The organism is Viridibacillus sp. NPDC096237, assembly GCF_050278625.1.
Taxonomy (GTDB): Bacteria; Bacillota; Bacilli; order Bacillales_A; family Planococcaceae; genus Viridibacillus.
The window spans coordinates 33,872-47,617 of record NZ_JBNNTI010000034.1 but is presented as its reverse complement, the minus strand read 5'-3'; the positions used below and the strand labels follow the sequence as shown (position 1 = coordinate 47,617).

The window sequence follows — 13,746 nt, the reverse complement described above, 5'->3', positions numbered from 1 at the left end:
TCATCTGTCTACAAAAGAGATGAAAAAATATTTTTCTTACATCAAGAAGTGATGAAAACCGTTGATACTTCAATGTTTATAGAGGGAGGTTAGTTTAAGTAGTGGAGTTTATTTTATGTGGATTATTCAAAACGTAGGTATACTAATTCTGCTTTTAGTTCTTCTACAGATTTTTAAGATGGAGTTTGTCTTTTGGTTGGTTATTGACTGTTTTTTCATAGATGGACACCTTTTTTCTTTTATTCAAGGGTAGTCAGACCTTATGTAATTAAGGTGTTTTTTCAATGCCATAGATTTGAATCGGCAGACAAATTAAATGTCGTTGCCATTTCAAATGTGGAGGTCCCGTGTTCGTTCATACAAGCAAGTAATACTTTGCTTATGCGTATTTTCGAAGTTGAAACACGAAACCATTCGATTCCCGATCAAAAATCTAATGTGGACTTCTAATAACAAGATAAAGTTTACTTAGTCACAGCTTCTATTAACTGAGTGACAAATAATTGAGATTTCAGACCTTCTAGTCCATCAATCAGTGGTTTCTCATCATTTTGAATACAGTCAATAAAATGTTGTACAGCATCTTCAAAACCTCTTTGCTTTAACGTAGTATCCCAAGGAGGAGAAAACGAAGTAGTTACGCTGTTTTTAGATGCAATTTCTAAAGTGTTCATGTTTTTAATACTTAAAATTGCTCCATCTGTTAATAGTTCAATTTTTTCAAGGTTAGTTCCCGCTTTTCGATGCATGTCTGTAAAAAAAGAAACACCTTCCTTAGATTTATAAGCATGTCCGGCATAGACAAGATAATTCTCACTACTTAGATTTACTGTTCCATGTAGCAAATCTAAATCCCCATTTGCTAACCATCTAGCTGTATCAACTACATGCAAATAATCATCTAACATACTAAAATCATAAGAGTAAGGACCCACACTATCTGTTCTATGTTTTTCAATGCGGACTGATGCAATGTTTTGAGCTTCTTGTTTTGCTTGTACATACATAGGTGCAAAGCGTCGATTAAAACCAACCATAAGCTTTCTTCCTGATTTTTCGCTTAGTTCTACTAATTTTTCAGCTTCAGCAACAGTTGCCGCTAATGGTTTATCTACATAAACATCTATTCCTTTAGTTAAAAGGGAAGATACTACTTCAAAATGTGAGCTAGTGGAACTATGTACGAAAACAGCATCACACTCTGCAGCGAGTGTTTGTAAACTATTAAAATCTTGAATACGATATTGATTGCAAATCATTTTTCGTTTATCTTTGCTTGGTGAAAAAGCACCTACAAATGACCAATCTGTTTCTCGAGTAAGAATAGGTAAATATGCTTTTTGCGCTATACTTCCTAACCCTACCATGCCAATACGTGGTTTTTTCATCTTATCATCCTTTAAATGGAAATATTTAATAGTAAAAATAGTATACAATGTTTTTGCGGTCTATACAACTAGAGTATTGTTATTTCCATTGTGGGTATGGTTTCGAAGGAATAGCTAATATCATTTAGATGTTTTATTGGACAATAGGGTGATTCTTCATTAGAAAAAATCACTTTTTTATGTCACTAGACAGGCTTATAGTTTATGTAGAAACATACTTCAACTATGGTAGTTAATTAAGGATTATTGAGTTGCATAGGCAGCTCTTTTTTTCTAATTGAACTAACTGGGCAGTTTAGTTCAATAGGGTATATTGATGGTTGTTATTGTAATAGTGATATAAGGAGGATAAATATGGGGTATAAGTTTGAAATTATGACACAAGAACAAGCGGAAGAAATTGCATTTAATTGGCATTATGATGCTGAGTATTCTTTTTACGATATGGAGGCAGATAAAGAAGATTTAGTTGAGTTCTTAGACCCTAATAAACGAGGTGACTCAAACTTTGTTGTTACTAAAGACAATGATATTATAGGTTTCTTTAGCTTTAATCAAGTAGATATAAATACTATCGATATAGGGTTAGGGATGAGACCAAATCTAACTGGTAATGGAAATGGATTGGAATTTTTAAAAGCAGGTATAGAGTTTGCTGAATCAAAATATTTACCCCAAAAAATAATGTTATCAGTAGCAACTTTCAATCAGAGGGCGATAAAAGTATATAGAAAAATTGGATTTGAAGAAGTTGATACTTTTATGCAGGATACAAATGAAGATAGTTTTGAATTTCTGAAAATGACTTACCTATGCTAATTTAGATAGTAGATCTTATTCAACTAAAGATTATTTTAGTTCAATGATACCAAGTGTGTTACTTTCTAATTAAGTAAAAACCACCAATTTTAATTGGTGGTTTTTAGTTTATTTATAACTATTTCCACCCATAAGTTCAACTTTTGTTTCAGCTTCTATCACAATTTTATGGAATTCTTCTGTTTCATTTTGGTGAAAAGATGCCACACATGGGTCCTCTTATAAATGAATTTCAATCGTAGTCCCACGGCCAATTACACTGTCGATAGTAATCTCTCCATTATGTGCCTGAATAATATCGTTCGCTATGGCCATTCCAAGGCCAGAACCTTTATGTGACTCTCCAGTATTTGTTCCTCGATAATAGCGGTCAAAAATAATTTCAAGTTCATCTTTCACAATTCCTTTTCCGTGATCTTTTATCCTGATTTGTGTACGCTCTTTTTTCTCAATGGATACGATTATTTTGACATCTTCGTCATTGTGGACAATGGCATTGTTAATTAAATTGGTTATAGCTCTTCGAATCAAAATTTCATCTACGTCCAATTTAATAGTTTCTTCACTAAACTGAAATTCGATATTTCGGTTTGAATATTTTGTATCGTTCAAAGTATCAATTAAGATATTCCTTAATAGAGTCACTAGATTAATGTAATTTTTATTTAATAATAGTTTTTTATTTTTTAATCTTGTTGATAAATTTAGATCTTTAATCACTTCAGTCATATACAGTGATTTTCGTTCGATAATTTCTGCATATTCTCTCATTTCATCTAGCGTAAAGTTGTAGTCTGTATTTTTCATCATTTCCGCAAAACCTTGGATGGATGCTAGTGGTGTCTTAATATCATGGGAGATGTTCCCGATCCATTCTTCTTTCATTTTTTCTAATTTTTTTCGTTCCATTTCGCTCGATTTTAGTTGAAACGATAAATTATTTAAATTATAAAACACATCCTTATAGATTCCTTTGGATTCATAATTGATATTGTAATCTTTGTTTGCCATCCGTTTAATTCCATCAATTAGCGTATTTAAAGGAGAGGTAAGTCTTTTGCTAAATAAATATCCAATAAATAAAGCAATCAAACTATCTAGGAGTATTAAAACTATACTACCAACTTTAAACATTTGCACAACATTTCGTGAATCATAGGATAATACACGTTTATTGATATAGGGGTCATTAAATCCCATAAAATAACTATACCTTTTTTGATTTAAATTTTTTTCACTAATAAAAACGGTTGCAATTACATTAACTTCTTGATATTTATACATGTTTACAATTTCAGTTGGTGTGTACTTTTTCTTTACCCCATTCGGTGTTCTATAATTGTATATTTCCTTGCCGTTTTCGTCTAAAATCTGTATCCAGGCATTCTTTTTGTCGAGTTCTTTTTTTCCTTTTTCGGAAATGGTCACATGATTATTTAATTCGGTTATTTCATCTTGAAAAAGCCTTGTAAATGCTTCAGCAGATGTTTCGGTGTTGTGAAAAATTGGTTTATTAAATGCTGACTGAGCTATTAACAATGCTATTAAAACGAAAATATTTATGAAAATAACTAAAATAACAACGAGGACAACAGTAGCTAGGAATCTCCCAGTTAATCTCCATTTCAAAGGTTATTCCTCCTCTACAACAAGCTTGTAGCCTAATCCTTTTACGGTGATTAAGTATTTTGGATTTGATGGCTGTTCTTCTATTTTCTCCCTTAGCTTTCTTATATGTACTATATCAAAACCATTAAAATTTTCACCCCATACTTTATCACAGAGGTTTTCTTTACTAATAATTTGATTAGAGTTTTTAAGTAAATGGGTCATTAATCCAAGCTCTTTTGGTATTAATTCAATGATATTTCCGTTCTTTTTAAATTCTACTTTTTGTTCATCAAATTCAAATGGTCCAGCTTTTATCAAGAGGTCTTTTTTATCTACATGAAGATAGTCAGAACTTCGTAATTGTGCTTTTATTCGAGAGGCTATTTCTTTTAGGCTAAAAGGCTTTGTTATATAATCATCACCACCAACGGCAAGCCCTAAAGTTCTGTCAATTTCTTCTGCTTTTGCAGATAAAAAAAGAATCGGCACATCAGAAATTTTTCTTATTTGTTTACACACATCATAGCCTCTACCATCCGGCAGCATAATATCTAATAGAACAATATCAGGTTGTTTTCGTTGAAATTGAGTAAATCCATCGCTTGCTGTAGTGGAAGTGTATACATTTTCTACTCCTTCTTTTCTTAAAATTGTTTTAAGAAGTATTAGTATATCTTCTTCATCGTCAATAATTAAGATCTTTTTGTTGTTAAGTGATAACAAATAACGACCTCCCAAAATAATTCTGTAAATTTATGGTTCTTGATTTCCTGGTAAGTCCCAACTTTTTCTCTTTTCAAAAACAGATCTAATAAACTTAATAGTGAATCTGCTTATATGCAGTGCAGTAAATGTAAGTGTTTTTTCTTGGTCGTCTTTATCATAAGCAGGTAATTCGTATTCGTCTATTAATATTTTACATTTTGAATAAAAAACAAACCTCCATCACTTCAATCTTGCAGTTATACTAGTATGTGTTTATATACTATCAGATAAGAAAAAATAGTAACAAACTCAACAGATGTATTTTACTCTATAGATAATGTGAAGAAATGTACTTAAAGTAACGGGGTGCTTTTGTTGAGATCAAAGGTTGCTTAGGTAACTCTTTTTCTTATTGAACTAACGGGGCAGCTGGGCAGTTTAACGAAAGAAGCAAAATATATAATGATTAAAGCCTCCTAAATAGCTTATTAGGAGGCTTTTTAACGATTTAACTGGTACTATATTTTTTATGTTTGAATTGAATACGAAGTGATAAGAACCACATGATTAATTTATATATAGTAAAACCAAACATAGCACCTAATATATTTAAGATGACATCATCAATGTCTGCCATGCCAACTTGAAGTGCAAATTGAATTATTTCAATACAAAAGCTAGTTATAAATGCGATGGCAACTACACTTGTGAATCTCTTACAACGTTTGAACAAGAAGGGTAAAAGTAATCCTAATGGTAGTAATAAACTAAAATTACCAACAAGATTATTAACCGCAATGCTTGTGTTCATGTGTTCAGCCTTTAGATAAAGAACAATCGTTTTAAATGGGATAAAATTTACGTTATGTTCCCAAATGCTAAAATCAAAAAATGCTTTTTCAGTAGCTAATGTACCTTGTGTTTTTACATAAGAATTGAAAAGAAAATCAAATGACTGATAATCTATTATACGTGTGATTAAACGCTTAATTAAAAGTATCCAAGATAATGCAAAACTATATAAAATAAAGCCAATCAATGCAAACTTATGTAACCATCCGTATAAAGGGTCCACCACTTGCTGAAAGCTCAATTTCAAAACATTTGTTTGACCAAATGTTTGAATAGCTTTATTTGTCGCACTTTTTTCTTCATGCCCATTAGCTAACAGCCCTTCATAAGAAGTATATAGATGGTCACGCATTTCGTCTGCAATCTCTTGTTTTTCCTGTGGGCTACAAGTAAGAGTAGAGGTTATTTCATGAATATATTGTTCGAGTTTTTCATTCATATAAAACATCTCCCTTCGTCCACTTTTCAATCAATTGGTTGATTTGTTGCCAATCCTTTAGCTTCCCAGACAAAGCATTCTGCCCCTCTTCGGTTAATTCATAGTATTTGCGTCTTCGAGCTCCTTCATTTTCTACCCAGTAAGAATTGATATAGCCTTGTGATTCAAGCCTTTTCAGTGCAGGATACAATGTACCTTCACTCATACTATACAATTCATCACTCGATTGCTTTAATGCTTGTACAATCTCGTAACCATACATATCCTGCTTGGCGATAATTGATAGTAACAGTAAATCTGTACTACCCTTCATCATTTCTTTATTCATATTATCCTCACCTTTACATCGTAATACATAGTATATATACATCGTAATACATAGTATAAATTTTCACAATATAAATTCTTAATTTAGGTTTAAATTAGGGAGTTTTGTGTATATTTCCTTAAAAATAAGTTTATGGAAAATCCAAGAAAGACAAATCGTTTATACGATAAGTGTTTCAAATATTTTAAAACACTAAAAGGTCTTGACAAATAAAGGGAGTGAAGAATTAGAAAAATTGCTTGAACACCCAAATGACTACGTTAAATTTTGTTCGGCACACATTTACTTTCAATAAAAGAAGAGAATGCAAAAGAGGTATTAGAACAATTAAGTAGTAACCCTGAACTTTTAGGTTTTACGGCTGAAATGCTAATAAGAGCTTATTAATATACGAAAACTAAAGCTGCTCACCTATCCTTCTTTTTTTATGCTTTATAATGTGCGGCATTAAAAAATATACATTGCTATCAAGGGTTCTAACTAATTCTTTGACTTTTTTTAAATAAATCTTTTGATTAGGGGATTTTATATTTGTTTTTGATAGTCTATTGAGATGAATATCAGTAAAACGCTTTAGAGATAAAAGTATCATCATATTTATATGATTTTTATACAATACAACACCAATCCTAAAACAGAAATCCATGATTTTAAATAAATGACTATATTATACTATTATTGGGTATTTTGATATACTATTATTATTGGAAAGTAGAGTGTGATATCTATTAAGGAGGATTTTTGAAATGGGGAAATTTAGATTGAAATTCGTTAAGCCTGTCGCTTCGTTAGTAATTGGAGCTGCAGTTCTAACAGGTTCATTTGCAGTGACTGAAGCAACAAATACAGCTTTTGCTAAATCTGAAACTGTAACAGTTACAAAAGGTAAATTAGTTTCAGTGAAGACGGGTAAAGCTATAAAAGGCTATAAATCTTTCAAAAGTGTACTATACAAAGACGGCAACAAATTTACGGGCCTTTACAAAAAAACGTATTACAAAGCAGGGGCAAAAGGAACAGGGATCTATAAAAAAGTCTATTACAATGCGGGAAAAAAAGGAAATGGCTTGTTTGGTACGGGGTCAGTGAAGAAATGGTATCAAGACGGTAAAGAATTAACGGGCATTGAAAGCACTTCTGGAAAATTGTATATAAAAGGAATTGTAGCAAATGGTGTATTCCTTTATCAAGGTACAAAAAAACTATATAAAAACGGGTTTGTCGTTTCAACTACAGTTGATTCAGTGAAAGTGATCAATAATACAACGGTTGAAGTCACATTTGAAAAAGCACAAAAGTCTAGTGAAATTACAACTGGGCGTTTTGTAATTGAGGGTTTAATCGTTACAAATGCTGCAGTTAAGGCAACTGATGATAAAGTTGTCGTATTAACAACGTCCGCACAACAAGCTGGCAGAAAGTATACTGTAGAACTTGATGGTGTTAAACAACCAGAATTTGTAGGGATTTCTGCCGTAATGCCAACGAAGGTTTCACAAAAAAATACTTCCATTCAAGGCATTTTAGGTTCGCAAGTAACTCTTGAAGCACAAGTAGAGGTTAATCAGAATCAGGCAAAATCATATATTCCAGTAACGTTTACTATTGGGAATTCAGCGGATGCAAGTAAAAAAACCACCGTTGAAGTACTAACAGACGAATATGGTGTAGCCAAGTATAGTTACATACAGCATGTCTTTACTCAAGATTCTGTATATGCATATCCATCGATAAACTCTGGGCTTAAATCATCCGAAACAAAAGTATATTGGGGTGATTCAGAACGTTTAAGAATTACAGATGTTACGAAGGAATCGACTGTAGCAAACAATTCTAAAAAAGTTTATAAAGTTAACGTCAATCCAGTAGATGTATCTAGTGATACAAAAGGTAAATACGTCAACGTAACATTTGCTGAAAACCTAGATGTCACTTCAGATAAGATTAATCGCAAAGCACAGATATTAGAAAGTAATAAGACAACACCTTATCAGACGGCAACAACTCAAGCAGGAGCAAAAGTATATGTTAATGATAAAGGTGAAGGTACTTTTACAATAACAGGTGCTAGTACATCTGTAACGCCAATTATATTTGCTAATGGCAATGATTCAAGAGAAAGATTGGATGCAACAGAACTACAGGCAAAAGGGTCAACAGTTAAGTTTGAAATTAAGCATGCAATGGCTTTAACTGTTGAAGCGCTTGGGACAGAGAAAGCTTCTAACGTTTCTACTGCAAAAAATGTCGTAGTAGGTAACACATACGCAGCGAACTTCGGTGGTCGCCAATATGTAGCAACGCTAACGGACTTAGCTGGCAATAAAGCTCCAGCTAAACTTCCTGTCAAAGTAGCTCTAAAAGGTGATACAGAAACAGCTTATATTTTTCAAGATAACAAACTAATCACTCCAGATAGATACGGTAATTACACATTAGTGACTGATAAAAAAGGCACAGTACCGTTTACAGTAATCAATAGAAAAATAGACTCTTATATCATTCCTACAGTATTTATCGATAACGCTTCTAATACAGGAACTGGCCAACTAGATGATGGCGATTTACAACAAACTGCTCCAATCACTTACTTTAACGAAGCAATAGTAAGTATTGCCAGTATGAAATTCGTCAATGCAAACGGTGAGGATGTAACAACAGTTGCAGCGGATATGCCTGTGACGGTAAACTATCAAACCTTAGATCAAAATGGCTTGCCATATGCACCTAAAGTCGCTGGTACAGTTACGTTTGAATTTAATACTGTATTCTCTACGGTAATGTTATCAAACGGTTTAAATAAAGTAATTACACCTGGAAATTTAGATAACAGTCAAATAGTACCAATCGGGAATAACGGAACTATTACATTTACCCTTAGATCAAGCCTTGCAGATGTAGTGAATATCGAAGCAACTTCTTCGGATAGTTTCATCGTACCTGCTACGGCTACTTTAAATGTGAAAGCTCAAGCAACTGCATTTGAAAAAGCGAATAGTGTAACAGATATCGATGAAATGCTTGCTGCATTATATGAAATGGATAATTTAAAAGGTAAGTTATATTCATTGTCAGTAGTGAATAGAACAGCAGTTGCAAAGTACGTACTAGAAAAGCGCCCAGCAGGAACAGGCTTTGCTAATCAATCTGATTTAGAAAAAGAATTCAATGTAAAATACAATGAATTAAGATAATCATTCACCTACAACAAAGCCCTCCAAACTTAGATTTGGAGGGCTTTGCTTTTAAGTAATTAAATTCAAAATAAAACAACAACATTCCTCCTACAAATATATAGCAAAACTAAAATTCCACTATAATTAATGGTTAATTTTTCCTATTTATGATAAATTAAGAGAAAGGGATAAAATTTCTTAAAAGGAGATGGGAGAAGTGAAGTACTACTATCAAGGGGAAGAAATAATCGATTTTAGTGAAATTACTGTGCATATTATTGAGGCAGATCGAAATGAGCAGAGAATGATATATTTAGTTCGAAAAATATTTCAATTCCCGGTAATATTTATTGTTGATGACACTATGAAGACCAATTCTACTTTTGATATGGAAACAACTGAAACGAGACTTCAAAGAAAAGACTTACATATGCATATGAAAGAATGGAAAGGATTTAAAACGCACCACCATTTTATTACAAGACGAAGATCAAACGAAAAGTAGTACAATTATGCAATTTATATAGATGGAAATGATAAATTTATTATTAAATTGTGCATTTACTAATACATAAAATAACTGGAAGAATCATGATGCTATGTAATTAGTGAATAAGAATGTAAAAACAATAGAATTATTAAAAAGTGAACCTCCTCAAGCTCTCTAGGAGGTTTTTTTCTTTTTAAGTTAATATTTATTGTTGATGGAAAGTGGTAAAAATACATACGTCGTTTTGAAAAAAACAACCAGTTGTTCATTATTCGTACAGTAACAATAGTCAGGTCATATTCATAAAATATGACTAAAGAAATAGCTAGATGAATACTTCCATACAGCTATTTCACCATTAGAGAGTACAATTTAGGAGTGTGTGTATGACAGCAATAACCGGAAAGCAGTATATTGACAGAATTAACAAGCTGAAAACGAATGTTTGGATTGATGGTAAGCAAGTAACCGGTGATATTTCTGAGCACCCTGCATTCACAGGAATCATGAAAAGCCAGGCGTTGTTATACGAGATGCAACATGATGCTTCACTAAAAGATGTCCTCACGTATCCATCGCCGACTACTGGCAATCCAGTAGGTATATCTTATTTACAACCTCAGTCGAAAGAAGATTTAGCAAAAAGAAGAGAAATGATTCAGGAATGGGCTAGATCAAATAATGGAATGATGGGCAGAAGTCCAGATTATATGAATACAACGTTAATGGCATTTGCATCATCAGCTAAATTTTTAGAAGGAAAAGAAAATTGTTTTCCTGAAAATTTACTAACTTTCTATGAATATGCACGAGAAAATGATATATCGATGACACACACATTTGTAGATCCCCAAGTAAATAGAGGGCAATATTATTTGGAGTCTACAAAAGAGCCTATTGCTGCAAAAGTAATAGATAGTAATGATGAAGGTATTATTGTAAAAGGTGCGAGGTTACTAGCAACACAAGGTGGCATTACTGACGAATTATTAGTCATGTCAGCTGCTGGAATATTGGAGGAGGAAAAGGGATTTGCCTTTTCGATACCAAGTAACACTAAAGGATTGAAATTTTTATGCAGAGAGTCATTTGTTGGAGGAGACTCAACATTTAACTACCCATTAAGTTCTCGTTACGATGAAATGGATACTATTGTGGTATTTGATAATGTATTGGTCCCATGGGAGCGCGTATTTTATTATAACAATTTAGGTGTATCCAATAGCTTTATGATGGCTAGTTCTTTTCAACCTTTCGCATTGCATCAAGTAGCTTGTAGACAGATTGTAAAAACTGAATTTGTTTTAGGTGTAGTACAGTCTATTATTGAAACGATTAATATTGGCGAATACCTTCATGTACAAGAAAAGGCTTCTGAAATTATTATTGCATTAGAAACAATGAAAGCATTGGTTATGAAATCAGAAGCAGAGGCTAAGTTGGATGAGTCGGGTGTTATGATACCAGATCGTACAACGTTACAAATTTCAATAAATGTATTTCCTAAGGTTTATCCTAGGTTTGCTGAAATTATTCAGATTTTGGGAACAAGCGGGTTAATGTCAATCCCCACTGAAAATGCATTCCAATCGGATATGAGAAAAGACCTAGATCAATATTTGCAATCTAAGGCAGACACTGCAGAAGATCGCGTTAAAATATTCCGTCTAGCTTGGGATATGACTATGAGCGCTTTCGGCACACGCCAAACGCTTTATGAACGACTGTTCTTTGGCGATCCCGTTAGACTTTCAAGCCAGTTGTACTTTACGTATAATAAGGATCCATACGTACAAAGAGTGCAGGAAATACTGAGTTCTGATACCACTCAGCTAAAAAATCTTTAATGTTCTATAAGTCCCAATAGCAATAACGAAAATCTTCTTATCATTAGATAAGGGGATTTTTTTGCGTCATAATTCAACTCATTTAGAGGATACTAAAAGTAAATTAACTCGAAAAAAATTTAACGAAAAAAGGGGAGTGGTTTTATGAATCAATATCTGTCCAAAGGTAAAAGAGTGATGTTTCAGTACATAGTTATGCTCATCATTCTAACCTTAATAGGTTGCTCCTCTTACCACACGAAAACTGCTGCAAGTAATGAGACAACACTTTTAAATATGACAATTTTCAAAATCGGTAAAGCTGACAGTATACTTCTAATGTCTGGTGGCAAAACAATATTGGTTGATACCGGTGAAGATAAGCATGGCAAAAAAATTGTCTCGTATCTAGAAAAGCATAATATAGAAAAAATTGACTACTTGATTTTAACGCATTTTGATAAGGATCATGTTGGTGGAGCGGATACGATTATAAATAGTGTGGACGTCCAGCATATTATTACACCAAAGTATAAGCGTAGCAGTATACAGTATCTAGAGTACAAACATGCGATTACAGCAAACCACATCACCCCCAAAGCATTGACCCAAATTTATTCCTTCACTGCAGGTACCGCTGAATTCACAGTATACCCACCACAAAAAAGTAAATACAAAGAAGAAAATGATTATTCACTTGTAGTTAGTGTACAACACGGAAACAATAGCTTTTTATTAACAGCAGATGCAGAAGAAGAACGCATGAATGAAATAATGAAACATAGCGTTGTTAAGCATACATTCTTAAAAGTCCCACACCATGGGAAATTTGAAGATAATACATTGGAGTTTTACGAAAAGGTAAATCCACTTTTTGCAGTTATTACCAGCGCAAGAAAATCGAAGAAAGCAGTTAATGCCTTGGAGGAATTGGGAACAAAAGTTTTTGTCACAAGAAATGGAACTGTATATGTGACGAGCGATGGTACTTCGATTAGTATGCAACAATAGTGATTGGTATTAACCATGTAAATAAACCCTAAACTCTTCGGAGTTCAGGGTTTATTTTTTACTCGTTTGAATATTTTCATCAAAGGGAATAATAAGCATTGTGAAGTTGTTGAAAGGAGTTATTCAATGAATAAAAAACCTTGGATTATAACGCAGGAATGGCACGATGTATTATTTCTACATTGGTCAGTCCCAGCTGAAGATATACGGCAATACATCCCATCAGAACTAGAGCTGGATCTCGTTAATAATAAGGCATGGATTAGTTTAGTGTTTTTTCAAGTAAAAGAGAATCGCCCAAGATTTATACCATCCATACCTGGCATCAGTTCTTTTTTAGAATTAAATGCCCGCACATATGTTACTTATAAAGAAAAGGCTGGTATTTACTTTTTAAGCATAGATGCCAATAATCAACTAATCGCAAAACTGTTGAATTTTAAAAACTTTATGCCTTTACGACAAGCAAATGTTACATTGAAAAAAAATGATAATTTAATCACTTTTTATAGTAGAAGTAAAAAATTAGAAACGAATTACGAAACGCTTATAGCTTCATATGAGCCAATTTCTGGACCAATTGAGCGTAGTCAATTAGAATGCTGGCTAACCGAACGTTACCATTGCTGGACAAAAATAAACGGGCAGTTAATCAGAGTCGATAATGAACACTCTCCATGGACATTGCAAAATGCCGAATGCACCATCCATGAAAATTCAATCGCTTCTTATCTAAAATATGATGACAAAGAAAACTACCCAATCGCTCACTACTCTAAAATGAAAAAAGCCTATCTTTACCCACCAGTTAAAGAAATGTGAAATTCTTAGCACGTCTTTAGGGGAAAATAAAAATCTTTAAAGACGTGAATATTCTGCTAAATAACAATGAGATGAGATAGCGCAACAATCAATCGGCAGAGTTAGTGCAACAACCAACGCGCATAGCGCAACAATCAAAATTTGCTTCACCCGACCCTCAAATTGCGGCCAGAATTGGTGACTTTCCAAAAAAACAAGTTTTCCACCTACGCGAGATGTCTCAAATGAAGAAAATCAATTAGATAGGACGTGAATATTCTGCTAAATAACAATGGGATG

11 protein-coding genes are annotated in these 13,746 nt (G+C 33.1%); 6 read left to right on the top strand and 5 right to left on the bottom strand.

The window, feature by feature from the left end:
• Positions 1 to 464: 464 nt before the first annotated feature.
• A complete protein-coding gene (locus tag ACQKMD_RS16550) occupies positions 465 to 1,388 on the bottom strand; it encodes a Gfo/Idh/MocA family protein (protein ID WP_427753316.1) in 924 nt (307 codons plus the stop codon).
• Positions 1,389 to 1,742: 354 nt separating this feature from the next.
• Between ACQKMD_RS16550 and ACQKMD_RS16545 the strand changes: the two genes are divergently transcribed.
• Positions 1,743 to 2,207 carry a GNAT family N-acetyltransferase gene (locus tag ACQKMD_RS16545; protein ID WP_427753315.1) on the top strand — a complete coding sequence of 155 codons (465 nt, stop codon included), beginning with the start codon at positions 1,743 to 1,745 and terminating at the stop codon, positions 2,205 to 2,207.
• 219 nt (positions 2,208 to 2,426) lie between these two features.
• Here ACQKMD_RS16545 and ACQKMD_RS16540 read toward each other — a convergent pair whose 3' ends face one another.
• The 4 genes from ACQKMD_RS16540 to ACQKMD_RS16525 form a co-directional block, all read right to left on the bottom strand.
• Positions 2,427 to 3,836: a sensor histidine kinase gene (locus tag ACQKMD_RS16540; protein ID WP_427753313.1), complete on the bottom strand. Its 1,410-nt coding sequence runs from the start codon at positions 3,834 to 3,836 to the stop codon at positions 2,427 to 2,429.
• 3 nt (positions 3,837 to 3,839) lie between these two features.
• On the bottom strand, positions 3,840 to 4,541 hold the full coding sequence (locus ACQKMD_RS16535) for a response regulator transcription factor (protein ID WP_427753311.1): 702 nt from the start codon (positions 4,539 to 4,541) through the stop codon (positions 3,840 to 3,842).
• A 490-nt stretch (positions 4,542 to 5,031) separates the two neighbouring features.
• Positions 5,032 to 5,814: a VanZ family protein gene (locus ACQKMD_RS16530; protein WP_427753309.1), complete on the bottom strand. Its 783-nt coding sequence runs from the start codon at positions 5,812 to 5,814 to the stop codon at positions 5,032 to 5,034.
• A complete protein-coding gene (locus tag ACQKMD_RS16525; RefSeq protein WP_427753307.1) occupies positions 5,807 to 6,142 on the bottom strand; it encodes a PadR family transcriptional regulator in 336 nt (111 codons plus the stop codon). The genes ACQKMD_RS16530 and ACQKMD_RS16525 overlap by 8 nt, the downstream gene beginning before the upstream one ends.
• A gap of 746 nt (positions 6,143 to 6,888) precedes the next feature.
• Here ACQKMD_RS16525 and ACQKMD_RS16520 point away from each other — a divergent pair.
• From ACQKMD_RS16520 to ACQKMD_RS16500, 5 genes are all read left to right on the top strand, one after another.
• A complete protein-coding gene (locus ACQKMD_RS16520; RefSeq protein WP_427753306.1) occupies positions 6,889 to 9,336 on the top strand; it encodes a hypothetical protein in 2,448 nt (815 codons plus the stop codon).
• A 199-nt stretch (positions 9,337 to 9,535) separates the two neighbouring features.
• On the top strand, positions 9,536 to 9,823 hold the full coding sequence (locus tag ACQKMD_RS16515; protein ID WP_427753304.1) for a hypothetical protein: 288 nt from the start codon (positions 9,536 to 9,538) through the stop codon (positions 9,821 to 9,823).
• Between the two features lie 371 nt (positions 9,824 to 10,194).
• The gene (hpaB, locus tag ACQKMD_RS16510) at positions 10,195 to 11,655 is read left to right on the top strand and encodes a 4-hydroxyphenylacetate 3-monooxygenase, oxygenase component (RefSeq protein ID WP_427753302.1); all 1,461 of its coding nucleotides are present in this window, start codon (positions 10,195 to 10,197) and stop codon (positions 11,653 to 11,655) included.
• A 144-nt stretch (positions 11,656 to 11,799) separates the two neighbouring features.
• On the top strand, positions 11,800 to 12,645 hold the full coding sequence (locus tag ACQKMD_RS16505) for a ComEC/Rec2 family competence protein (protein ID WP_427753301.1): 846 nt from the start codon (positions 11,800 to 11,802) through the stop codon (positions 12,643 to 12,645).
• Between the two features lie 126 nt (positions 12,646 to 12,771).
• On the top strand, positions 12,772 to 13,467 hold the full coding sequence (locus ACQKMD_RS16500) for a YqjF family protein (protein ID WP_427753300.1): 696 nt from the start codon (positions 12,772 to 12,774) through the stop codon (positions 13,465 to 13,467).
• Positions 13,468 to 13,746 lie beyond the last annotated feature (279 nt).

What these genes read in the sequence shown, in the direction of transcription:
- ACQKMD_RS16550 (WP_427753316.1), bottom strand. Translation starts at nt 1,388, where the DNA reads ATGAAAAAACCACGTATTGGCATGGTAGGGTTAGGAAGTATAGCGCAA.
- ACQKMD_RS16545 (WP_427753315.1), top strand. Translation starts at nt 1,743, where the DNA reads ATGGGGTATAAGTTTGAAATTATGACACAAGAACAAGCGGAAGAAATT.
- ACQKMD_RS16530 (WP_427753309.1), bottom strand. Translation starts at nt 5,814, where the DNA reads ATGAATGAAAAACTCGAACAATATATTCATGAAATAACCTCTACTCTT.
- ACQKMD_RS16525 (WP_427753307.1), bottom strand. Translation starts at nt 6,142, where the DNA reads ATGAATAAAGAAATGATGAAGGGTAGTACAGATTTACTGTTACTATCA.
- ACQKMD_RS16520 (WP_427753306.1), top strand. Translation starts at nt 6,889, where the DNA reads ATGGGGAAATTTAGATTGAAATTCGTTAAGCCTGTCGCTTCGTTAGTA.
- hpaB (WP_427753302.1), top strand. Translation starts at nt 10,195, where the DNA reads ATGACAGCAATAACCGGAAAGCAGTATATTGACAGAATTAACAAGCTG.
- ACQKMD_RS16505 (WP_427753301.1), top strand. Translation starts at nt 11,800, where the DNA reads ATGAATCAATATCTGTCCAAAGGTAAAAGAGTGATGTTTCAGTACATA.
- ACQKMD_RS16500 (WP_427753300.1), top strand. Translation starts at nt 12,772, where the DNA reads ATGAATAAAAAACCTTGGATTATAACGCAGGAATGGCACGATGTATTA.